Origin of the sequence: Streptomyces albicerus, assembly GCF_008905045.1 — a bacterium.
In the GTDB taxonomy this organism is placed as follows: Bacteria; Actinomycetota; Actinomycetes; order Streptomycetales; family Streptomycetaceae; genus Streptomyces; species Streptomyces albicerus.
Map to the genome: position 1 here is coordinate 1 of NZ_VWMY01000113.1, position 22,401 is coordinate 22,401.

Consider the following 22,401-nt stretch of genomic DNA (forward strand, 5'->3'; position numbering starts at 1 on the left):
CGCAGTTCCCCGCGCCCCTTTGGGGCGCGGCCGGACGACAGGCGCGCCCTTAAGGGGCGCGGGGAACTGCGCGACCAGCCACACACAACCCGCACCCACGCACCAGATCGCACGCACCCTCGTAAAAAATGATCGATCAAACGAGTCGGAAAGGTCACACAGCGCTTTCGGAAGAAGGGGTGGAGGGGGCAGGATGAACAGGTTGGCGGCACTGAGTGCCGCCAATAGGCCCAATGGTCGACCCCGAGTGCACTCTCCTGCGCCAAATGGGGGATGGTAGAGACAGTCAGGGCACCTCGAAGAAGAGGCACAACGTCGGTGAGGGATGACGTGAGCGACAACTCTGTAGTACTGCGGTACGGCGACGGCGAGTACACCTACCCGGTGATCGACAGCACCGTCGGTGACAAGGGCTTCGACATCGGCAAGCTCCGCGCCCAGACCGGTCTGGTGACACTGGACAGCGGGTACGGGAACACCGCCGCCTATAAATCCGCCATCACCTACCTCGACGGTGAGCAGGGCATCCTCCGGTACCGCGGCTACCCGATCGAGCAGCTGGCGGAGCGTTCCACCTTTCTCGAGGTGGCCTCCCTGCTGATCAACGGTGAGCTGCCGACGGTCGACGAGCTCTCCACCTTCAAGAACGAGATCACGCAGCACACCCTGCTGCACGAGGACGTCAAGCGCTTCTACCAGGGCTTCCCGCGCGACGCCCACCCGATGGCGATGCTGTCCTCGGTGGTCAGCGCCCTGTCGACGTTCTACCAGGACAGCCACAACCCGTTCGACGAGAAGCAGCGTCACCTTTCGACGATCCGCCTTCTCGCCAAGCTTCCGACGATCGCGGCGTACGCCTACAAGAAGTCGATCGGCCACCCCTTCGTCTACCCGCGCAACGACCTCGGCTACGTCGAGAACTTCCTGCGCATGACCTTCTCGGTCCCGGCCCAGGAGTACGACCTCGACCCGGTCGTCGTCTCCGCGCTCGACAAGCTCCTCATCCTGCACGCGGACCACGAGCAGAACTGTTCGACCTCCACCGTGCGCCTCGTCGGCTCGTCGCAGGCGAACATGTTCGCCTCGATCTCCGCCGGCATCAGCGCCCTGTGGGGCCCGCTCCACGGCGGCGCCAACCAGTCCGTCCTGGAGATGCTGGAAGGCATCCAGGCGGGCGGCGGCGACGTCGACTCCTTCATCCGCAAGGTGAAGAACAAGGAGGACGGCGTCCGCCTGATGGGCTTCGGCCACCGGGTGTACAAGTCCTTCGACCCACGCGCCAAGATCATCAAGGCTGCCGCGCACGATGTCCTCTCGGCCCTCGGCAAGTCCGACGAGCTGTTGGACATCGCGCTCAAGCTGGAGGAGCACGCGCTCTCCGACGACTACTTCGTCTCGCGCAACCTCTACCCGAACGTGGACTTCTACACCGGTCTGATCTACCGGGCCATGGGCTTCCCGACCGAGATGTTCACGGTGCTGTTCGCGCTGGGGCGTCTGCCGGGGTGGATCGCGCAGTGGCACGAGATGATCAAGGAGCCGGGTTCGCGTATCGGCCGCCCGCGTCAGATTTACACGGGTGTTGTCGAGCGGGACTTCGTCCCGGTCGAGGAGCGGTAGCCGCTCCGCTCGGAGGGCGGTTTCTTCGTCTGCGGGTCGTGGGGGCTGGTCGCGCAGTTCCCCGCGCCCCTAAGGGGCGCCTCCTGGAGGGGCGTCCCTGACGAGGTTCACGCCTGCCCCTGGACAACGGAATAGCAGCACGGAATAGCAGAAGGCGCCCCGCTACGGTCCCCCCACGGGCCGTAGATCGGGGCGCCTTCCCATGTCCCGGTGCGGATTCCCCCCACGGGATCCGGCCGGGCGCCTGAAGGCAGCGCCTGAATCGCTGCGAGCAAAACGAGCAAAACTCGTTGTACTGCGGTGCGGTCTGCCGGGACCCGTACGTACGGGAGGGCCGCTCAAAGCTCCCCGCTGTACGTGCCCCGGCAACGCAATTCCGAGAACGTCCCCCAAGACGTCCTCAGATGTCAGATTCGCCCCCCAAGACGTCTCTGACATCGTCAATCTAGACTCACGAACCCCTTCGATGGTTACGTTCACATCACTGTGATCTGCGTCTCTTGCATATGTCCTGAAGATGCGCAAGAGCCCCGATACGGCTATCGGAGCCCAAGCGTAAGGATGATGCGCGAGCCTTGTGAAGAGCTTATGTGAAGGCGTGTGCCGGACTCTAGGGGGACTCCTACCTCTTCGTCAGGAAAATGCCCTCAGCCGGAGGCTGTTCGTCACCACGAACACCGAGGAGAAGGCCATGGCGGCGCCCGCGATCATCGGGTTCAGCAGTCCCGCCGCGGCGAGCGGCAGCGCCGCCACGTTGTAGCCGAAGGCCCAGACGAGGTTCCCCTTGATCGTGGAGAGGGTTCTGCGCGACAGCCGGATCGCGTCCGCGGCCACCCGCAGATCCCCCCGTACGAGCGTCAGATCGCTCGCCTCGATCGCCGCGTCCGTCCCGGTGCCCATCGCCAGCCCCAGATCGGCGGTGGCGAGCGCGGCCGCGTCGTTGACGCCGTCGCCGACCATCGCCACGGCCCGCCCCTCGGCCTGGAGCCGCTTGATCACGTCGACCTTGTCCTGCGGCAGCACCTCGGCGATCACGTCGCCGGGGGCGATGCCGACCGAGCGGGCCACGGACTCGGCGACCGTCCGGTTGTCCCCGGTCAGCAGCACCGGCCTGAGGCCCAGCGCGCGCAGTGCGCGTATCGCCTCCGCGCTGCTCTCCTTGACCGCGTCGGCGACGGTGATGACACCACGTGCCAGCCCGTCCCAGGCGACGGCCACGGCGGTACGTCCCTCCTCCTCGGCCCGCGTCTTCAGCGCGACCAGCTCGTCGGGCAGCGCGATCCCGGCCTCCTCGAGGAGGCGGGCACGGCCGACGAGCACCTCGTGGCCCTCGACCGTGCCGCGCACGCCGAGCCCGGCGACGTTCTCGAAGCCGTCGACGGCCGGCAGCGGCCCTGTCCGTTCCTCCGCGCCCGCCGCGACGGCCTGCGCGATCGGATGCTCCGAGGCGTGCTCCAGGGCGCCCGCGAGCCGCAGTATCTGCTTCTCGTCGGCGCCGTCGGCCGCGTACGCCTCGTGGAGGGTCATACGGCCGGTGGTCACCGTCCCGGTCTTGTCCAGGACGACCGTGTCGACGCGGCGCGTGGACTCCAGGACCTCGGGGCCCTTGATGAGGATGCCGAGCTGGGCGCCGCGGCCGGTGCCGACCATGAGCGCCGTCGGAGTGGCGAGGCCGAGCGCGCACGGGCAGGCGATGATCAGTACGGCGACGGCCGCGGTGAACGCGGCGGCCGTGTCACCGGTGGCGCCGAGCCAGCCCCCGAAGGTGCCGACCGCGATCAGCAGCACCACGGGCACGAAGATCCCCGAGACCCGGTCGGCGAGGCGCTGCACCTCCGCCTTGCCGTTCTGCGCGTCCTCCACGAGCCGCGCCATCCGCGCGAGCTGGGTGTCCGAGCCGACGCGGGTCGCCTCGACGACGAGCCGCCCGCCGGCGTTCACGGTCGCCCCCGTGACGGCCGAACCCACCGTCACGTCCACCGGCACCGACTCGCCCGTCAGCATGGACGCGTCGACCGCCGACGCGCCCTCGACGACGGTCCCGTCCGTGGCGACCTTCTCGCCGGGCCGTACGACGAAGCGGTCACCGACGGCCAACCGGCTCACCGGAATACGTACTTCACGACCGTCCCGTACGACGGACACGTCCTTCGCGCCCAGCTCCATGAGCGCGCGCAGGGCGGCTCCCGCGCGGCGCTTGGAGCGGGCCTCCAGATAGCGGCCGAGGAGGATGAGGGCGACGACCCCGGCGGCGACTTCCAGGTAGATGGCCGACGAGCCCTCCGTGCGGGAGACGGTGAGCGAGAAGCCCTCGTCCCGCATGCCCGCCATGCCCGCGTCGCCCCAGAACAGCGCCCACAGGGACCAGCCGAACGCGGCCAGCGTGCCGATCGAGATGAGCGTGTCCATGGTGGCCGCGCCGTGCCGGGCATTCGTGAACGCCGCCCGGTGGAAGGGCAGTCCGCCCCAGACGACGACGGGCGAGGCGAGCGTCAGCGCGAGCCACTGCCAATTGTCGAACTGCAGCGCCGGAACCATCGACATCAGGACGACGGGCACGGCGAGGAGCACGGAGACGGTGAGGCGCTCGCGCAGCGAGGCCAGTTCGCGGTCCTCGCCGGATTCGACAGCCGGTTCCGGCGTCTCGACGCGCGGCGGCGGAGGCTCCTCGGCCGTATAGCCCGTCTTCACCACGGTGGCGATCAGATCGGCGACCCGGACCCCCTCCGCGTACGAGACCTTCGCCTTCTCCGTCGCGTAGTTCACCGTGGCGGTGACACCGTCCATGCGGTTGAGCTTCTTCTCGACGCGGGCCGCGCAGGAGGCGCAGGTCATCCCGCCGATGGTCAGCTCGACCTCCGACGCGGCGTCCGCCGCGCCCGTCGGAGTCGCTGCGGTGGTGCTGGTCATGTCCGTGCTCCGGGTCGTACCGGCCTCAGGCCGTGCCGACGAGCTCGAAGCCGGCCTCGTCGACGGCGGCGCGCACGGCCTCCTCGTCGAGCGGGGCGGCGGAGACCACGGTCACCTCGCCGGTGGAGGCGACGGCCTTCACGGAGCTGACGCCGGCGATCTCGGAGATCTCGCCGGCGACCGAGCCCTCGCAGTGTCCGCAGCTCATCCCGCTCACCTTGTAGACGGTGGTGAGGGCGCCGGTGGTGTCGGTCTGGGCGGTCATGTCGTTGCTCCTCGGACGAGACGTGTGGGGCGTGCGGGCCCATGGTGGCCGCACGGAACCCAGGCTATACCCCTAGGGGGTACTTCTCCAAGAGGGGTCGCGGACGGGCGGCTAGCGTTGGGCCGGAACTGTGATCCACGGGACCCAGGGGATCCACGGACGGAGGGGCGAGGCGCATGCGGGCAGTGGTGTTCGAGCGGTACGGGGAGCCGGCCGAGGTACGGGACGTGCCGGACCCGGTGCCCGCGCCGCACGGCGTGGTGGTACGCGTCGAGGCCACCGGGCTGTGCCGCAGCGACTGGCACGGCTGGCAGGGCCACGACCCGGACATCGCGCTGCCGCACGTGCCCGGACACGAACTCGCCGGAACCGTCGAGGCGGTGGGCGCTCTGGTGACCGGTTGGCGCCCCGGCGACCGCGTCACCGTGCCCTTCGTCTGCGCCTGCGGCACCTGTGCCTCGTGCGCGGCGGGCGACCAGCAGGTGTGCGAGCGGCAGACCCAGCCCGGGTTCACGCACTGGGGATCCTTCGCGCAGTACGTCGCCCTCGACCACGCCGACGTGAACCTCGTCGCCGTACCCGACGAACTGTCCTTCGGGACCGCGGCCTCACTGGGCTGCCGATTCGCCACGGCCTTCCGCGCGGTGGTCGCGCAGGGCCGGGTGGCGCCGGGGGAGTGGGTGGCCGTGCACGGCTGCGGAGGCGTCGGGCTGTCCGCCGTGATGATCGCGGCGGCCGCCGGGGCGCGCGTCGTCGCGGTCGACCTCTCGCCCCGGGCCCTGGAGCTGGCACGGAAGTTCGGGGCGGCGGAGTGCGTGGACGCTTCCCGGGCCTCCCGGTTCTCCCGGGCCGACGACACGGCGGAGGCGGTCCGCGAACTGACCGGCGGCGGCGCCCATCTCTCGCTCGACGCCCTCGGCTCCCCGGTCACCTGCGCGGCATCGGTGAACAGCCTGCGCCGCCGCGGCAGGCACGTCCAGGTCGGCCTGCTGCCCCAGGACCCCGTGCTGCCGATGTCCCGCGTGATCGGCCTCGAACTCGAACTCCTCGGCAGCCACGGGATGCCCGCGCACGCCTACCCGCCGATGCTGGAGTCCGTATTGGCCGGGGTACTGCGGCCCGACCTCCTGGTGACGTCCGCGATCCCTCTGGACGCGGCCCCCGCCGCGCTGGCGGCGATGGGAACGGCGCCGGGTGCGGGGGTGACGGTCATCGAGCCGTGGGCGTGACGGTCGCGAAGCCCGTCCGAGGTGCGGGCGATCGAGTATCGGCCCAGGTACGACAGTGGGCCACGCGCGGCCGGATGTGCGAGGCCCACTGCCCTTGCCCTCCCCTGGCGGGGATCAGCCGTCTCTGCGGCCTCTGTTGCCGGGCCGGGAGGCGACCCAGGCGCGGACCGTGTCGGCGTACCAGTAGGGCTTGCCGCTCTCCACATGGTCGGGCGGAGGCAGCAGCCCGTGTTTGCGGTAGGACCGCACGGTGTCCGGCTGCACTTTGATGTGCGCCGCGATCTCCTTGTACGACCAGAGCCTTCGGTCGGTCATCAGTAGCACCTCCCTGCGCGCGCCACAGCGGCGGCCGAGGGGCGGCCGTCGGGGGAGCCGGGCACTGCGCTGGCGATCACAAAGCCTGTGTCCGCTCAACGACACCGCGTGATCGCACGGAAGGGCCTGTCGCCGGGGTGTGACGCACGACCCGCGTACATGCAACATGCGTGACAGAAGGGGGTTATTTGTGACACGGGTGACGCATTAGGCATCAGAGAGGGGCGCCCCGTAGGGGCGCGGGGAACTGCGCGACCAGCCCAAGACGACCCGCAGCCGAAGACGCAGCCGCATCAAAGGGCACCCGTACCCGCCTGGTGGGCACAGGCCCGCTGCGCCGGGCCCGTGCCCACCGGCCTCCCCGTTCCCCCCGGCCGGGAGCCATAGCGTGCCTCACCGCAACCTGCCGGTCTTGGAGAAATCCGCACCCACATCGGACGACAGCACAAGACTCGTAGCCTCCCCCGACATACGGTCACCCCGAGGCGGCCCAACCGGCGGAGCCACCCGCACCGCCGTGAACTCCCGAGGCGTACACCCCGTCATCGCCCGGAACTCCCCGCTCAGATGGGCCTGGTCGTAGAACCCGCAGACCGCCGCGGTCTCGGCCTGCGTACGCCCCGCCGCCAGCAACCGTCGTGCCCGCTGCAGCCGCAGCACCCGCGCCGCCGCCTTGGGGCCGAGCCCGATCTGCTCCCGGAAGCGGTTCTCCAACTGCCGTACGCTCCAGCCGACCTCCTCCGCGAGCCGCTGCACCGGCATCGCACCCCAGCTGCGCGACAGCGACGACCAGGCCCGCACCACGCGTGCCGAACTCGGCGTCCCCGCGGCCGCCCAGTGCGTGAGCACGTCGTCGAGGAGCCCGAACCGCTGCGACCAGGACGGCAACTCGGCGAGCGCGGCGGAGAGTTCACCGACGCTCCGCCAACGGCCCGCGCCCAGTGCGTGCGGCAGGTCGTCCGGGTCCACGGTCCGGTCGGCCACCTCGTACTGCGGTGTGCCGAAGAGACTGAACGCCGCCCACGGGGTCAGCAGCACCTCGATCCCGGACAGCCGGCCGTCGTGCTCGCCGACCACGGGGGCGGTGGAGAGCCCGGAGTAGACCGACAGGAGGGTCGCCGGGGCGCGCCCCGTGCCGGAGATGCGGACGGGTCGCTCGAAGCCGAGCAGCAGCGTCACCGCGCCGATCGGCGCCTCCAGGCGGCGCCGCGGCCGGTCCAGCGCGAGACGTGTCCCGCGATAACTGAGCACACCGGGCCGCAGCCGCGGATGGGGCAGCGCGAGCGCGGCCTCCCAGAAGCCACCGGGCCCGTGGCCCGACCGGACGCGCACCACACGTGTCATCCGCCGCTCCCCACCACTCGGCCCCAGGACCACCCATGGTGCTATGCGACACGAGGGACCCAAAGGGCTCAGCGGCTGGTAAACCCCGCGTCACTTCAGGGGCGCCCCGTCAGGGGCGCGGGGAACTGCGCGACCAGCCCCCACGCACCCGCAGACGAGAAACCGTCCGCCGGCGGGCGCCTACGCCCCGCAGGACCTCAGGAAAGAACGGGTACGCCGAGCAATGGGCAGCGGCTTGTCCGGCGGACACGGATACATGTCCTGCTCGACAATGGCGAACAGCTCCACGTCCAGCTTCTGCGCGGCTGCAAGCACCGGCTCCAACGCCGGTACGCCGGACGGCGGTTCGCACATCACGCCACGCGCCACCGCCGGGCCGAACGGGATCTCGTTCGCGCGGACGTCGGCGAGGATCTCGGGGTCCACCTGCTTCAGGTGCAGATAGCCGATCCGCTCCCCGTACGTCTCGATGAGCTTGACGTTGTCGCCGCCGCAGTAGGCGTAGTGGCCCGTGTCCAGGCAGAGGGAGACCAGGGACGAGTCCGTGCCGTCGAGGAAACGCGTCACGTTCTCCTCGCTGTCGATGTGCGTGTCCGCGTGCGGGTGGACGACGATTTTCAGCCCGTACCGCTCGCGCACCTCACGCCCGAGCCGCTCGGTCTGCGTGGTGAGGTGGCGCCACTGCTCGGCGGTGAGCGTGTCGGGCTCCAGGACCTCGCCCGTCTTGTCGTCACGCCAGAAGGACGGGATGACGACGAGGTGCTCGGCGCCCATCGCCTGTGTGAGGGCGGCGATGTCCGAGACATGCGCCCAGGTGGCGTCCCACACGTCCGGTCCGCGGTGCAGCCCGGTGAAGACCGTGCCGGCCGAGACCTTCAGGTTCCGGCGCGCGGTCTCGTCCGCGAGAACGGCCGGATCGGACGGCAGATAGCCGTACGGGCCCAGCTCGATCCACTCGTATCCGGACTCGGCGACCTCGTCGAGGAAGCGCTGCCAGGGAACCTGCTGGGGATCGTCGGGGAACCACACGCCCCAGGAGTCGGGAGCCGAACCGATCCGGATGCGCGACAGTGAGGACTGAGGCGACGGCTGCGGCGAGGACTGAGGCGAAGGCCGGGGGGACAACGACGTCATGGACGTCAGCTTCAGGGCCGCCGGGGAAGGGTGTCAAGGCCTGGTCCGAATGTCCGGACAACCAATTGACAGGGCTCTGGAAACGCGGCTAGACCTGGGGGCAACCGACACGAAGGGAACTCGATGGCCGAGTCCGCGGAGTCCAGTGCGTACGACCTCATCACCATGGGGCGGATCGGCGTGGACCTCTACCCGCTGCAGACCGGCGTCCCGCTCCCGCAGGTGACGTCCTTCGGGAAGTTCCTCGGCGGTTCGGCGGCCAACGTGGCGGTCGCGGCGGCGCGGCTCGGACGGCGTACGGCCGTGGTGACGCGGACCGGTGACGATCCCTTCGGGACGTATCTGCACGAGGCGCTGCGGGACTTCGGGGTCGACGACCGCTGGGTGACGCCGGTGCCCGGGCTGCCGACGCCGGTCACCTTCTGCGAGGTGTTCCCGCCGGACGACTTCCCGCTGTACTTCTACCGGCAGCCGAAGGCGCCCGACCTGGAGATCGACGCGCACGAGCTGGACCTGGACGCCATCCGCGACGCCCGGATCTTCTGGGTCACGGGCACGGGCCTGAGCGAGGAGCCCAGCCGCACGGCGACGCTCGCCGCCCTGGCCCACCGCGCCAAGTCCGGCACGACGGTCTTCGACCTGGACTGGCGTCCCATGTTCTGGCAGGAGGACCCCGAGGCCGCCCGCCCCTTCTACGCCGAGGCCCTCCGCCACACCACGGTCGCCGTCGGCAACCTCGACGAGGTGGAGGTCGCGACGGGTGAGCGCGAGCCGTACGCGGCCGCCCGCGCCCTCCTGGACGCGGGCGTGGAACTGGCCGTGGTCAAGCAGGGCCCCAAGGGCGTACTGGCCCTGCACCGCGACGGCGAATCGGCGGAGGTCCCCCCGCTACCCGTCAAGGTCCTGAACGGCCTGGGCGCCGGCGACGCCTTCGGCGGCTCCCTCTGCCACGGCCTTCTCGCCGGCTGGGACCTGGACCGCATCATGCGCCACGCCAACGCCGCGGGCGCCATCGTCGCGTCCCGCCTGGAGTGCTCCTCCGCCATGCCGACTCCTCCGGAGGTCGAGCAGGCACTGAAGGCGGGGGCAGTGCTGTGAGGGCGGCGGGACGCGAGGGCGACGACCGGGGCGAGCCGGGTCAGCAGGGCCCTACGGCCCCTACGGGCGACTGGAGCGTCGCGGGCTCTGCGCGTGCCGATGCCGTGAGCCCTGCGAGTGCCGGCGTCGCGAGCGCCGCGCGTGCCGACATAGCGAGTCCCGCGCGCGCCGTGAGGGCGGTCGGCGTGGCCGACGCGGCCGCAACCCGGCACACCCCCGCCAACCCGCACACCCCCGCCGCCCGGAGCCCCCTGCACCCCGTCGACCCCGCCCACCTCGTCCGCACCCGGGCCCGGCACCCCGAAGCCATCATCGAGGCCGCCGCCCGGCGCCCCCGGCGGCCCCTCCTCGACGAGTCGGGCCGGCTGATGATCATCGCCGCCGACCATCCGGCGCGCGGGATCCTCTCCGTGGGCAACCGCAGGCTCGCGATGGCCAACCGGGCCGACCTCCTCGAACGGCTCTGCCTGGCGCTCTCCCGCCCCGGAGTCGACGGGGTGCTCGCGACCGCCGACATCCTCGACGACCTGCTGCTGCTCGGCGCGCTGGACCACAAGGTGGTCATCGGGTCGATGAACCGGGGCGGACTCGCGGGCGCAGCCTGGGAGTTGGACGACCGGTTCACCGGGCACCGCCCGCGCGACCTCCAGCGGCTCCGCTTCGACGCGGGCAAGCTGCTGCTGCGGATCGACTACGACGACCCGGGCTCGCTCACCACCCTGGAAGCGACCGCCCGGGCCGTGGACGACATGGCCGAGCGTCAACTGCCCGTGTTCGTCGAGCCGTTCCTCAGCCGCCGCGACCCCGCCACCGGTACCCTCCGCAACGATCTGAGCGCCGAGGCCGTCACCAAGTCCGTCGCCATGGCGAGCGGCCTGGGCGGCACCTCCGCGTACACCTGGCTGAAGGTCCCCGTCACGGAGAACCCCGACGACATGGCCCGCGTGATGGAATCCTCCACCCTCCCAGCCGTCCTGCTGGGCGGCGACGTGGGTGACGACCAGGAGGGCGCGTACGAGAAATGGCGCGGCGCGCTCCAACTGCCCACCGTCCAGGGCCTGATGGTGGGACGCTCGCTGCTCTACCCGGCCGACGGCGATGTGGCGGCCGCGGTCGACACCGCCGTAGGACTGCTGTGAGGGGAGCCGGCATGACCAGTCACCTGTACGTCCCCGAAGGCGCCACCGGCACTACCGGCACCAACGGCACACCCCGGTACGCCCTGGACGGCGAGTGGATCGTGCTTCCGCTCAGCGGCGGTTGTACGGTGCGCACCGAGGGGAACAAAGAGGACAAAGCAATTGAACTCCTGGGCAGGGTGAGCGTGTTCGCCGGAGTCACCGACTTCGCGTACGCCCCCCGCGACGCCCGGGTACAGATCGCCTCCGGCGCGGGAGGCCACTTCGCCCTGGCAGGAGCGAAGTGCGAGCGACGACTCCCCGCCCGCTACGGCCCCGCGCCGGAGGTTCCCGACCCGGAGCAATCGCGGCCGGCACTTGATCAGCCGGCGGATCGCAGAGTCGTACGGGCCGCGCAGACGTATGAGAGTGGCGGATCTGCTTCCACCCGGGCTTCCACCCGGGACACGTAGAAAGCACAGAGGGCTACCGATGACAGAGCCGACGTCAACGGCGACAAGGCTGACGGTCGCGCAGGCACTGGTGCGGTTCCTCGCCGCCCAGTACACGGAACGCGACGGCGTACGACGCCGCCTGATCAACGCCACCTGGGGCATCTTCGGGCACGGCAACGTCGCCGGGCTCGGCCAGGCGCTCCTCGAGTACGGCGAGGAGATGCCGTACCACCAGGGCCGTAACGAACAGTCCATGGTCCACGCGGCGGTCGGCTACGCGCGTCAGTCCAACCGCCTCTCCACCCAGGCCGTCACGACCTCCATCGGCCCGGGCGCCACCAATCTCGTCACCGGCGCCGCCCTCGCCACGATCAACCACCTCCCGGTGCTGCTCCTGCCCGGCGACATCTTCGCGACCCGCCCCGCCGACCCGGTCCTCCAGCAGCTCGAAGTCCCGTACGCGGGCGACGTGTCGGTCAACGACTGCCTGCGTCCGGTGTCGAAGTACTTCGACCGGATCACCCGTCCCGAGGCACTGATCCCGGCCGCCCTCCAGGCGATGCGCGTCCTCACCGACCCGGTCGACACGGGCGCCGTCACGCTCGCGCTGCCGCAGGACGTGCAGGCGGAGGCGTACGACTGGCCGGAGGAGTTCTTCGCCGAGCGCGTGTGGACGGTACGCCGCCCGGTGGCGGACCCGGAGGAACTCGCCGCCGCCGTCAGGGCTGTACGGGAGGCCCGGCGCCCCCTGATCGTCGCGGGCGGCGGGGTCCACCACAGCGAGGCCGAGGACGCGCTCAAGGAGTTCGCCGACCTCACCCGCATCCCGGTCGCCTCGACGCAGGCCGGCAAGGGCTCGCTGACCTGGGACCACCCGGCGGACGTCGGCGGCATCGGGCACACCGGCACCGCGACCGCCTGCGAACTCGCCCGCACCGCCGACCTGGTGATCGGCGTCGGCACCCGCTACACCGACTTCACCACCGCCTCCGGCACCCTCTTCTCCGCCCAGGGCGTCCGCTTCCTGAACCTCAACATCGCGCCCTTCGACGGCCACAAGCTCTCCGGACAGCCACTGATCGCCGATGCCCGCACGGCCCTGGAGTCGCTCACCCAGTCCCTCGCGATGCACGGCCACCGCGCCGAACCCGCGTACGTCACCGAGTACACCGACGACAAGGAGCGCTGGGAGTACCGCGTCGACGCGGCGTACGAGGCGGAGGACCTGGACATCCGGCCCACCCAGCCCCAGGTCCTCGGCCTGCTCGACGAGATCGTCACCAAGGACGACATCCTCATCAACGCGGCCGGCTCCCTCCCCGGCGACCTGCACAAACTCTGGCGGGCCCGCTCCCGCGACCAGTACCACGTCGAGTACGGCTACTCCTGCATGGGCTACGAGATCCCGGCGGCGATCGGCGTACGGCTCGCCGCGCCCGACCGTCCCGTCTGGGCGCTGGTCGGCGACGGCACGTACCTGATGATGCCGACGGAGATCGTCACCGCCGTCCAGGAGGGCATCGCGATCAAGGTCGTGATCCTGCAGAACCACGGGTACGCGTCCATCGGCGGCCTCTCCGAGACGGTGGGCGCCGAGCGGTTCGCGACCGCGTACCGCCACCGGTCCGAGGACGGTACGTACACGGGGCGGCCGCTGCCCGTCGACCTCGCCGCCAACGCGGCCAGCCTGGGCATGCGGGTCCTGCGCGCGAAGACCGTACGCGACCTGCGGGCGGCCCTCGCCGAGGCGCGGGCGGCCGACACCCCCACATGTGTCTACGTGGAGACCGAAACGGCAGACAGAGTGTCGGGCGCGCCTCCGGCGCAGGCCTGGTGGGATGTTCCTGTGGCCGAGACCGCGACCCGACCGTCGGCGGTCAAGGCGCGCGACGAGTACGACCGGCGCGTTGCCACCCGACGCCGCCATCTGTGAAGGAGTTCTTGGGCATGACGAAGATCGTCAACCACTGGATCGGCGGCAAGGCCGTCGAGGGCGCGTCGGGTACGTACGGGCCGGTCACCGACCCGGCGACCGGCGCCGTGACCACGAAGGTCGCCTTCGCGACCGTCGACGAGGTCGACGCCGCGGTCGCCGCCGCCAAGGACGCCTACGCGACCTGGGGCACCTCGTCGCTGGCCAAGCGGTCCACGATCCTCTTCAAGTTCCGCGCGCTGCTCGACGCCCACCGCGACGAGATCGCCGAGCTGATCACCGCCGAGCACGGCAAGGTGCACAGCGACGCGCTGGGCGAGGTCGCGCGCGGTCTGGAGATCGTCGACCTGGCGTGCGGGATCACCGTGCAGCTGAAGGGCGAGCTGTCGACCGAGGTGGCCTCCCGGGTCGACGTGGCCTCGATCCGCCAGCCGCTGGGTGTCGTGGCCGGCATCACGCCGTTCAACTTCCCGGCCATGGTGCCGATGTGGATGTTCCCGCTGGCCATCGCGTGCGGCAACACCTTCGTGCTGAAGCCGAGCGAGAAGGACCCGTCGGCGTCCGTCAGGCTCGCGGAGCTGTTCGCGGAGGCCGGACTGCCGGACGGCGTGCTGAACGTCGTCCACGGTGACAAGGTGGCCGTCGACCGGCTGCTCGAACACCCGGATGTGAAGGCCGTGTCCTTCGTCGGCTCCACGCCGATCGCCCGCTACATCCACACCACGGCCTCCGCCAACGGCAAGCGCGTACAGGCCCTCGGCGGCGCCAAGAACCACATGCTGGTCCTCCCGGACGCCGACCTGGACGCGGCGGCGGACGCGGCCGTGTCGGCGGCGTACGGCTCGGCGGGCGAGCGCTGCATGGCCATCTCGGCCGTCGTCGCCGTCGGCGCGGTCGGCGACGAGCTGGTGGCGAAGATCCGCGAGCGCGCCGAGAAGATCAAGATCGGCCCGGGCGACGACCCGACGTCCGAAATGGGTCCGCTGATCACGGCCGCCCACCGCGACAAGGTGGCCTCGTACGTGACGGGCGCGGCCGCCCAGGGCTCCGAGGTCGTCCTCGACGGCACCGGCTACACGGTCGAGGGCTACGAGGACGGCCACTGGATCGGGCTCTCGCTGCTCGACAGGGTGCCGACCGACTCGGACGCGTACAAGGACGAGATCTTCGGCCCCGTGCTGTGCGTGCTGCGCGTCGACACGTACGAGGAGGGCGTGGCGCTGATCAACGGGTCGCCCTTCGGCAACGGCACCGCGATCTTCACCCGGGACGGCGGCGCGGCCCGCCGCTTCCAGCTGGAGATCGAGGCGGGCATGGTCGGCGTGAACGTGCCGATCCCGGTGCCGGTGGGCTACCACTCCTTCGGAGGCTGGAAGGACTCCCTCTTCGGGGACCACCACATCTACGGCAACGACGGCACGCACTTCTACACCCGCGGCAAGGTCGTGACGACGCGGTGGCCGGACCCGTCGGAGACGCCGGCGGGCGTGGACCTCGGGTTCCCGCGCAACCACTGAGGCCGACCCGGGGCGTATCGACCGGTGGCCCGCCTTCCGTTCTCGGAGGCGGGCCACCGTCGTGTTCAGCCCTGCTGCCGGCCGGCCTGCTTCAGCTGCTCGGTGACGTCACCGGTCTGCGCGGCGGGCGGTGCCTTCACCTCGGCCGTGGCGCCGAACTTCTCGAAGTCCATGGTGACGGTCACGGCGCCCATCTCCTGCGTCATGCGGACCGGCAGGTCCTTGGCGCCGACCCATATGTCCATGGTGATCGAGTCGCCGCCGCCGGTCATGGAGTTCAACAGGCCCTCGTCGTCGCCGTAGACGTCCTTGAACTTGCCCATGTCGGCCTCGTCGAGCACGGCCCGGTAGTGGGTCGTGCTCTGCCCGCCCACGGTCTCCTTGCCGAGGTCCTCGACGTCGTTCGCGAACTTGAGGCTCCGCATGGACGCCGCCGGGCTGCCGCTGCCGGTGCTCCCGCTGACCGCCTCGGCACCCTTTTCACCGAACACGGCCGAGCCGTCGACCTTCATCCACTCCTTGCCCGCGAGCGGGCCGGAGGGCTGCGGATCGACGTCGTAGTAGTAGTCGCCGTCCACGAACAGGCAGCGGATCCTCGGGTCGTCCGTGAGCGTCTGCATCTGGGCGGCCTTGGTGTCCATCTCGACGTCGTACGCGTAACCGTCGCCCCAGGAGTACGTGCCGTCCATGGTGATCGGGACGCCGTTGCCGAGGTCGGTCGTCAGCTTGACCTCGGCGGATCCGAGGTCCTCGGTCCTGTCGGTGGCCCGCGTGAGCGCCGCCATGATCCGGTCGGCGTTGCCCACAGCCTTGTCCACCGTCTCGGCCGTCTTCTTCGTGGTGTCCGCGCTGCACGCGGAGGTCACTACCAGGGCCGCCGCCGTGAACCCCACCCAGGCCGCGGTGTGCCGCAGCTTCATTGTCCCCACCCCTAGCTGTGTGTCAGTTGTGGGAAGGGACTTTAACGGGGCCCACCGACACTGCCGTGACCGGATGGGATGCGAGGGCGTAAACGTTCGCGTAAGCGTTTACGCAGGCGCTTTGCGCGAACGTTCACGTGAAGTCCCACGTCACCACCGCGCACGTCCCGTCGTCCTTGCCGCCCGCGCTGCGGTACATGGCGAGGGCGATGTCGTTCCCGGTGTCCACCAGCACCCACATTCCGTAACAGCCGAGTTCACGGCCCAGCGCGGCCAGGGCCCGGGTCAGCGCCCGGCCGGTGCCGCGCCGCCGGTACGGCTCCGCGACCCCCAGCTCGTACAGGAACATCTCGGTGCCCTTGTCGGGGTGGACGGTCTCCACGCCGCTCACGAAGCCGACGGGACTGTCCTCTTCGTAGGCCAGGAAGAGATGGTGGCCCTGGGTGTCCAGGAAGCGCCGGGCCCACTCGGGCCGTACCGGGTGGTCGAAGAGGTACTCGGCGGCGGCCAGTTCGTCGACGGAGGTGGCGCGGCGAATCTCCATGAGCCGTTCGTACCACGGACGCGGTATGCCGGAGGGGGCTCGTACGCCTCTGGGATGTGCACCACTTCCGACTGTCGGCTGCATCGGTTGTCGGTGGCCGCGCTTACCGTTGATGCATGGATCTTCGAATGCCCGCGCTGCGAGGGCCGCGACGGTGGATTGCCGCCGCGGCCGCTGTCGTAGTGCTCGCCGGCACCGGCACCTGGACCGCCGTCGCCTCCGACGGGGCGCCCGCGGTGCACCGCGCCGACCAAGTCCTCGGCGCGGGCGACGGGGTGAGAATCGACACGTCGTACTTCACCGCGGGCTCCTCCGGACGCCGGCCCGCCGTCCTGCTCGCGCACGGCTTCGGCGGCAGCAAGGAGGACACGCGGTCGCAGGCGGAGGACCTCGCACGCGACGGGTACGCGGTGCTGACGTGGTCCGCGCGCGGCTTCGGAAAGTCCACCGGCAAGATCGGCCTGAACGACCCCGAGGGCGAGGTCGCCGACGTCTCCAAGCTGATCGACTGGCTGGCGAAGCGGCCCGAGGTCCAGCTCGACAAGAGCGGCGACCCGCGCGTGGGCGCCGCCGGCGCCTCGTACGGCGGCGCGGTCTCGCTGCTCGCGGCCGGATACGACCAGCGGGTGGACGCGATCGCTCCGGCGATCACGTACTGGAACCTCGCGGACGCGCTGTTCCCGAACGGCGTCTTCAAGAAGCTGTGGGCCGGGATCTTCATCAACTCCGGTGGCGGCTGCGACAAGTTCGAGACCCGGCTGTGCGAGATGTACGAGCGGGTCGCGGAGTCCGGGAAGCCGGACGCGAAGGCCGTCGACCTGCTGGCGGAGCGCAGCCCCTCCGCCGTCGGCGACCGCATCAAGGTGCCCACGCTCATCGTGCAGGGCCAGACCGACTCGCTCTTCCCGCTCGACCAGGCCGACGCGATGGCGAAGGCGATCAGGGCCAACGGCGCACCGGTGGACGTCGACTGGATCTCCGGCGGCCACGACGGCGGCGACATGGAGGCGGACCGGGTCCAAGCACGCGTGGACTCCTGGTTCGACCGCTACCTCAAGGACGACGAGAACGCCGACACGGGCCCGGCCTTCCGGGTCACGCGCACCGGGGGCATCGACTCCACCGACGGCGCCGCCCAGTTGAGGGGCGCGAGCGGGGACACATATCCCGGACTGTCCGGTGGCGACCGGCAGGTGGCGCTGAGCGGGCGCGAGCAGGAGTTCGCCAACCCCGCGGGCGCCAGCCCGCCCGGCGTCTCGGCCCTCCCCGGACTCGGCGGCTCCGGCGGCCTCGCCCAGCTGTCCTCGCTCGGCGTCGGCATCTCGCTCGACTTCCCCGGGCAGTACGCGCGCTTCGAGTCCAGGACGCTGACCGAGGACCTGCGGATCACCGGCTCACCGACGGTGACCGTGAACGTGAAGTCGACGAGCGGCGAGGCCGTCCTCTTCGGGAAGGTGTACGACGTCGGGCCGGGCGGCGAGCAGCAGGTCCTGCCGTCCCAACTGGTCGCACCCGTCCGGATCGACACCGGCGGCGACAGCGGCAAGGACGTCGAACTCACTCTGCCCGCCATCGACCACGAGGTGCAGGAGGGCCACCGGCTGCGCCTGGTCCTCGCCTCGACGGACCTCGGCTACGCGTCTCCGACGGCACCGGCGACGTACACGGTCTCCCTGAAGAGCGACCTCGCCGTGCCGACCGCGTCCGGCGTGGAGACCGCGGCCGCGCCGCTGCCCGCCTGGGTGTGGTGGCTGCCGCTCACCGGCGTGGTGGTGGCGCTGGCGCTGCTGCTGACGGGCCGGCGCCGTACGACCGTGGCCGCCCCCGACCCGGGGCTCGCCGAAGTCCCGCTCCAGATCACGGACCTGAGCAAGCGCTACGCGAAGTCGACGAACCGGTACGCGGTACGGGACCTGTCCTTCCGCGTCGAGAAGGGCCAGGTCCTGGGCCTGCTGGGGCCGAACGGCGCCGGTAAGACGACCACCCTGCGCATGCTCATGGGCCTCATCAAGCCCGACGACGGCGAGATCCGCGTCTTCGGGCACGCGATCCGTCCGGGCGCGCCGGTCCTCTCCCGGGTCGGGGCCTTCGTGGAGGGCGCGGGATTCCTCCCGCACCTCTCGGGCCGCGAGAACCTGGAGCTGTACTGGCAGGCCACCGGGCGCCCGCCCGAGGACTCCCACCTGGACGAGGCGCTCCAGATCGCGGGCCTCGGCGACGCGCTGGCCCGAGCGGTCCGCACGTACTCCCAGGGCATGCGACAGCGCCTCGCCATCGCCCAGGCCATGCTCGGCCTCCCGGACCTGCTGATCCTCGACGAACCGACGAACGGCCTCGACCCGCCACAGATCCGCGAGATGCGCGAGGTCATGATCCGTTACGCCGCGGCCGGCCGCACGGTAATCGTGTCCAGCCACCTCCTCGCCGAGGTCGAGCAGTCCTGTACGCATCTGGTGGTCATGGACCGGGGCCGCCTGGTCCAGGCCGGCCCGGTCAGCGAGATCATCGGCTCCGGCGACACGCTCCTCGTGGGCCTCGCGGCCGACATCGCGGACCCGCTGGTGGAGAAGGTGGCGGCGCTGCCGGGCGTGGAGTCGGCGGTACGGACGGACGACGGGCTGCTGGTGCGACTGGCGGCGCCGGCCGCCGGGGCGCCTGGCTCCCTGGCGGATCCGGGCGCGCACGGCGCCGCGGCCGGGCTCCTCGGTGAGCCCGACGCACTGGACGTGGACGGACGCGGGGCGGAGCCGAGCGCTGCCGACTCCGAACCGGGTCCCGCAGAGGGCCCGGCCGAGGGCGCCGCCCGTACGGCCGACACGGACGGCTTCGCCGCTGCCGCCGACGGCACGCGTGCCGAGGCGAGTCCGGGCGACGGCCGGCGTGAGCCCGGCCCCGGCCGGGCGGCCGCCGTCGACGTGCTCGAGGCACCCGGCAGCACCGCCGGGACCGCGGACACGGGCGTCGGCGCGGCCGAGCCGGTCGCCGCGGGCAGCACCACCGAAGGCGCCGGCTCGGCGGCGGCGGCTCGACTCCTCGTCGAGCTGGTCCGGCTGGAAGTACCGGTCGCCTCCCTCGGTCCCCACCGTCGCCTCGAGGACGCGTTCCTGACCCTGATCGGAGGCTCCGCGTGAGCACACTTGTAGAGCGTGCCGAGGTGGCGGACGGCTACCGGGCCGGGCGGACGCTGCCGCTGCGGGTCGAGCTGATGCGCCAGCTCAAGCGGCGCCGCACGCTGGTCATGGGGGCGATACTCGCCGCCCTGCCCTTCGTGCTGGTCGCGGCCTTCGCCATCGGCGGCCAGCCGGACACGGGCGAAGGCCGGGTCACCCTCATGGACACGGCCACCGCGTCGGGCGGGAACTTCGCGGCGACGAACCTCTTCGTCTCCGCGGGCTTCCTGCTGGTCATCCCCGTCGCGCTGTTCTGCGGGGACACCATCGCCTCGGAGGCAAGCTGGTCCTCCCTGCGCTACCTCCTCGCCGCGCCCGTGCCGAGGGCCCGCCTCCTGTGGTCCAAGCTCGTCGTCGCCCTCGGCCTCAGCCTCGCCGCGATGGTGCTGCTGCCGATCGTCGCGCTGGCGGTGGGCTCGGTCGCCTACGGCTGGGGTCCACTGGAGATCCCCACCGGCGGTACCCTCCCCGCCGGGACGGCGGCCCAGCGTCTGCTGATAGTGATCGCGTACATCTTCGTGTCCCAACTGGTCACGGCGGGGCTCGCGTTCTGGCTCTCGACGAAGACCGACGCCCCGCTGGGCGCGGTGGGCGGCGCGGTCGGCCTGACGATCGTGGGGAACGTACTGGACGCGGTCACCGCCCTCGGCGACTGGCGCGACTTCCTCCCCGCGCACTGGCAGTTCGCCTGGGCCGACGCCGTACAGCCCCGCCCGGAGTGGGGCGGCATGATCCAGGGCACGGCGATCTCCCTGACGTACGCACTCGTGCTGTTCGCCCTGGCCTTCCGCGGGTTCGCCCGCAAGGACGTGGTGTCGTAGGCGCGTCATCACCCCGCTGTACGGGCCCTCCGGACACCCTCAGGTCTCCGGAGGATCACCCACCGGTCTCAACGGCCGCCCACCGTGGCCGCATTGAGATTCATCCGCAACACCTTGGACCGCTCCTTCCGGCCGCCTCCGGCGTCACAGTCACAGACGTCGACTCACAGAGGTCAACGAGGGGGCACAGATGAGGCGCACCGGACGACATCAAGCACGGCAGGAGCGGCAAGCGCGGCGGGGACGGCGGTGCCGCACACGCGGCGCGCTCCTCGCGGTGACCGCGACCGTCACCGCCGGCCTCCTCCTCACCGCATGCGGTGCCGGAGGAAGCGGCGACAACTCGTACAACAGCGACCGGGGCGGCGACAACGCGCGGGAAGCCGACGGATTCCCGGCACCCGCCCCCGCCCACCCGACCGGTCCCTCGGGCACCGACGACGGCACCTCCCAGGGCTACGAGAAGGGCGAAGTCCGCGAGAGCGCGCCCGCCGACTACCTCTCCACCTTCGCCCTGGACGTCGACACCGCCTCGTACGGCTACGCGCGCCGCTCCCTCGAAGACGGCCGCAGGCCCGACCCGTCGACCATCCGTCCTGAGGAGTTCATCAACAGCTTCCGCCAGAACTACGAGCGCCCCGACGGCAACGGCTTCACGGTCACGGTGGACGGCGCCCGCACGGCCACCCCGGACGGTTCGGGCCGCCGGGACGACACGGACGACACGGACGACACGTACGGTGAGGAGAACCAGGACTGGCGCTTCGTCAGGGTCGGCCTGGCCACCCGCGAGGCCGAGGACACCGGCGAACGCCCGCCCGCCGCCCTCACCTTCGTCATCGACGTCTCGGGCTCCATGGCCGAACCGGGTCGCCTCGACCTGGCCAAGGAGTCCCTGGGCGTGATGACGGACCGGCTGCGCGACGACGACGCGGTCGCGCTCGTCACCTTCAGCGACGAGGCGAAGACCGTACTCCCGATGACCCGCCTGGGCGACAACCGTGGCCGTGTCCACGAGGCGATCGACACCCTGGAGCCCACCGACTCGACCAACCTCGGCGCGGGCGTCACCACCGGCTACCGCACGGCCGTGGAGGGCCTGCGCGAGGGCGCCACGAACCGGGTCGTCCTGCTCTCCGACGCCCTCGCCAACACCGGCGACACCGACGCCGACAGCATCCTCGACCGCATCGCGGACGCCCGCCGCGAGCATGGCATCACGCTCTTCGGCGTCGGCGTGGGCAGCGACTACGGCGACGCCCTGATGGAGCGCCTCGCCGACAAGGGCGACGGCCACACCACGTACGTGTCGAACGCAGAGGACGCCCGTACGGTCTTCTGCGACCAGCTCCCGCGGAACATCGACCTCACGGCCCGCGACGCCAAGGCGCAGGTCGCCTTCGACCCGGAGACCGTCGAGCAGTTCCGGCTCATCGGCTACGACAACCGCCAGGTCGCCGACGAGGACTTCCGCGACGACCGCGTGGACGGCGGCGAGATCGGTCCCGGCCATACCGTGACGGCGCTGTACGCCGTCCGTACCAAGCCGGGCGCGACGGGGCACGTCGCCACGGCGACCGTGCGGTGGCTCGACCCCGCGACCCGGGTCCCGCACGAGGAGACGGGCCAGGTCGAGGCCGACTCCCTCGACCGACCCCTGTGGGACGGGACCACCGCGTCCAGTGGTCTCCAAGTCACCGCCGTGGCAGCCTACTTCGCGGACTCGCTCCGCTCCGGTGACGGCCGTTGGGGCACCTTGCCTGCGACGCCGTCCCTTCGTGAACTCGCCGAGCGGGCCGACGAATTGGCTTCCGCCACGGAGAGCAAGCCGGTGCGGCAGCTGGCCGAGACGATTCATCGGGCCAGCGATCTCAGGGACTAGGTGACTGGTCTCGGGTACGTGCGGGTCATCTGTGGCTGGTCGCGCAGTTCCCCGCGCCCCTAAAAGAGCGGGGCGCTTGGGTCACCCGGGTGACCAGGGCGCCCCTTCAGGGGCGCGGGGAACTGC

At 71.1% G+C, this 22,401-nt stretch carries 16 protein-coding genes and 1 pseudogene; 10 read left to right on the plus strand and 7 right to left on the minus strand.

Translation table 11 applies throughout. The features are described 5' to 3' along the window. Window positions 1-330: 330 nt before the first annotated feature. A complete protein-coding gene (locus tag GAS53_RS50825) occupies window positions 331-1,620 on the plus strand; it encodes a citrate synthase (RefSeq protein ID WP_151484639.1) in 1,290 nt (429 codons plus the stop codon). A 633-nt stretch (window positions 1,621-2,253) separates the two neighbouring features. On the opposite strand, the gene GAS53_RS50830 is transcribed toward GAS53_RS50825, so the two are convergent. After that, on the minus strand, window positions 2,254-4,530 hold the full coding sequence (locus GAS53_RS50830; protein ID WP_151484640.1) for a heavy metal translocating P-type ATPase: 2,277 nt from the start codon (window positions 4,528-4,530) through the stop codon (window positions 2,254-2,256). A 25-nt stretch (window positions 4,531-4,555) separates the two neighbouring features. Then, the gene (locus GAS53_RS50835; RefSeq protein WP_151484641.1) at window positions 4,556-4,795 is read right to left on the minus strand and encodes a heavy-metal-associated domain-containing protein; all 240 of its coding nucleotides are present in this window, start codon (window positions 4,793-4,795) and stop codon (window positions 4,556-4,558) included. Between the two features lie 176 nt (window positions 4,796-4,971). On the opposite strand from GAS53_RS50835, the gene GAS53_RS50840 reads away from it, so the two are divergent. Then, complete coding sequence (locus tag GAS53_RS50840; protein ID WP_151484642.1) at window positions 4,972-6,024, plus strand: zinc-dependent alcohol dehydrogenase family protein; 1,053 nt, start codon at window positions 4,972-4,974, stop codon at window positions 6,022-6,024. Between the two features lie 114 nt (window positions 6,025-6,138). Here the strand turns inward: GAS53_RS50840 and GAS53_RS50845 are convergent, their stop codons facing one another. The 3 genes from GAS53_RS50845 to GAS53_RS50855 form a co-directional block, all read right to left on the minus strand. Continuing rightward, window positions 6,139-6,339 (minus strand): helix-turn-helix transcriptional regulator, encoded by a 201-nt coding sequence (locus GAS53_RS50845; RefSeq protein WP_055615575.1) that lies wholly within the window; start codon window positions 6,337-6,339, stop codon window positions 6,139-6,141. 393 nt (window positions 6,340-6,732) lie between these two features. Then, entirely contained in the window at window positions 6,733-7,683 is a 951-nt protein-coding gene (locus GAS53_RS50850) for a helix-turn-helix domain-containing protein (protein WP_151484643.1), read from the minus strand. Between the two features lie 180 nt (window positions 7,684-7,863). Then, window positions 7,864-8,817 (minus strand): sugar phosphate isomerase/epimerase family protein, encoded by a 954-nt coding sequence (locus GAS53_RS50855; protein ID WP_151484644.1) that lies wholly within the window; start codon window positions 8,815-8,817, stop codon window positions 7,864-7,866. Window positions 8,818-8,940: 123 nt separating this feature from the next. Between GAS53_RS50855 and iolC the strand changes: the two genes are divergently transcribed. The 5 genes and pseudogenes from iolC (at window position 8,941) to mmsA (ending at window position 14,938) form a co-directional block, all read left to right on the plus strand. Then, entirely contained in the window at window positions 8,941-9,915 is a 975-nt protein-coding gene (gene iolC, locus GAS53_RS50860) for a 5-dehydro-2-deoxygluconokinase (RefSeq protein WP_151484645.1), read from the plus strand. A gap of 251 nt (window positions 9,916-10,166) precedes the next feature. Then, window positions 10,167-11,054, plus strand: a complete 888-nt coding sequence (locus GAS53_RS50865; protein WP_151484653.1) for a Cgl0159 family (beta/alpha)8-fold protein — start codon at window positions 10,167-10,169, stop codon at window positions 11,052-11,054. Further along, window positions 10,937-11,386, plus strand: a pseudogene (locus GAS53_RS50870) (5-deoxy-glucuronate isomerase); the annotation flags it as partial. The gene GAS53_RS50865 and the pseudogene GAS53_RS50870, both read left to right, overlap by 118 nt. A gap of 139 nt (window positions 11,387-11,525) precedes the next feature. Continuing rightward, window positions 11,526-13,421: a 3D-(3,5/4)-trihydroxycyclohexane-1,2-dione acylhydrolase (decyclizing) gene (gene iolD / locus GAS53_RS50875; protein ID WP_151484646.1), complete on the plus strand. Its 1,896-nt coding sequence runs from the start codon at window positions 11,526-11,528 to the stop codon at window positions 13,419-13,421. Between the two features lie 14 nt (window positions 13,422-13,435). Then, on the plus strand, window positions 13,436-14,938 hold the full coding sequence (mmsA, locus tag GAS53_RS50880) for a CoA-acylating methylmalonate-semialdehyde dehydrogenase (RefSeq protein ID WP_151484647.1): 1,503 nt from the start codon (window positions 13,436-13,438) through the stop codon (window positions 14,936-14,938). A gap of 65 nt (window positions 14,939-15,003) precedes the next feature. On the opposite strand, the gene GAS53_RS50885 is transcribed toward mmsA, so the two are convergent. Together GAS53_RS50885 and GAS53_RS50890 are read right to left on the minus strand one after the other, a co-directional pair. Further along, window positions 15,004-15,858: a hypothetical protein gene (locus GAS53_RS50885; RefSeq protein ID WP_151484648.1), complete on the minus strand. Its 855-nt coding sequence runs from the start codon at window positions 15,856-15,858 to the stop codon at window positions 15,004-15,006. 133 nt (window positions 15,859-15,991) lie between these two features. After that, window positions 15,992-16,402, minus strand: coding sequence for a GNAT family N-acetyltransferase (locus tag GAS53_RS50890; RefSeq protein WP_151484649.1), 411 nt, complete (start codon window positions 16,400-16,402; stop codon window positions 15,992-15,994). A 116-nt stretch (window positions 16,403-16,518) separates the two neighbouring features. On the opposite strand from GAS53_RS50890, the gene GAS53_RS50895 reads away from it, so the two are divergent. From GAS53_RS50895 to GAS53_RS50905, 3 genes are all read left to right on the plus strand, one after another. Then, window positions 16,519-19,533, plus strand: coding sequence for an alpha/beta fold hydrolase (locus GAS53_RS50895; protein ID WP_151484650.1), 3,015 nt, complete (start codon window positions 16,519-16,521; stop codon window positions 19,531-19,533). Then, complete coding sequence (locus GAS53_RS50900; protein WP_151484651.1) at window positions 19,530-20,393, plus strand: ABC transporter permease; 864 nt, start codon at window positions 19,530-19,532, stop codon at window positions 20,391-20,393. The genes GAS53_RS50895 and GAS53_RS50900 overlap by 4 nt, the downstream gene beginning before the upstream one ends. A gap of 190 nt (window positions 20,394-20,583) precedes the next feature. Continuing rightward, window positions 20,584-22,275: a vWA domain-containing protein gene (locus GAS53_RS50905; RefSeq protein WP_151484652.1), complete on the plus strand. Its 1,692-nt coding sequence runs from the start codon at window positions 20,584-20,586 to the stop codon at window positions 22,273-22,275. The last annotated feature ends 126 nt before the right edge of the window (window positions 22,276-22,401 follow it).

Excerpts from the sequence above, each read along its gene's own strand:
- GAS53_RS50855 (WP_151484644.1), bottom strand. The coding sequence starts at position 8,817 with ATGACGTCGTTGTCCCCCCGGCCTTCGCCTCAGTCCTCGCCGCAGCCG.
- GAS53_RS50885 (WP_151484648.1), bottom strand. The coding sequence starts at position 15,858 with ATGAAGCTGCGGCACACCGCGGCCTGGGTGGGGTTCACGGCGGCGGCC.
- GAS53_RS50830 (WP_151484640.1), bottom strand. The coding sequence starts at position 4,530 with ATGACCAGCACCACCGCAGCGACTCCGACGGGCGCGGCGGACGCCGCG.
- iolD (WP_151484646.1), top strand. The coding sequence starts at position 11,526 with ATGACAGAGCCGACGTCAACGGCGACAAGGCTGACGGTCGCGCAGGCA.
- GAS53_RS50890 (WP_151484649.1), bottom strand. The coding sequence starts at position 16,402 with ATGGAGATTCGCCGCGCCACCTCCGTCGACGAACTGGCCGCCGCCGAG.
- GAS53_RS50850 (WP_151484643.1), bottom strand. The coding sequence starts at position 7,683 with ATGACACGTGTGGTGCGCGTCCGGTCGGGCCACGGGCCCGGTGGCTTC.
- GAS53_RS50895 (WP_151484650.1), top strand. The coding sequence starts at position 16,519 with ATGGATCTTCGAATGCCCGCGCTGCGAGGGCCGCGACGGTGGATTGCC.
- GAS53_RS50835 (WP_151484641.1), bottom strand. The coding sequence starts at position 4,795 with ATGACCGCCCAGACCGACACCACCGGCGCCCTCACCACCGTCTACAAG.
- GAS53_RS50840 (WP_151484642.1), top strand. The coding sequence starts at position 4,972 with ATGCGGGCAGTGGTGTTCGAGCGGTACGGGGAGCCGGCCGAGGTACGG.
- GAS53_RS50905 (WP_151484652.1), top strand. The coding sequence starts at position 20,584 with ATGAGGCGCACCGGACGACATCAAGCACGGCAGGAGCGGCAAGCGCGG.
- mmsA (WP_151484647.1), top strand. The coding sequence starts at position 13,436 with ATGACGAAGATCGTCAACCACTGGATCGGCGGCAAGGCCGTCGAGGGC.
- GAS53_RS50845 (WP_055615575.1), bottom strand. The coding sequence starts at position 6,339 with ATGACCGACCGAAGGCTCTGGTCGTACAAGGAGATCGCGGCGCACATC.
- iolC (WP_151484645.1), top strand. The coding sequence starts at position 8,941 with ATGGCCGAGTCCGCGGAGTCCAGTGCGTACGACCTCATCACCATGGGG.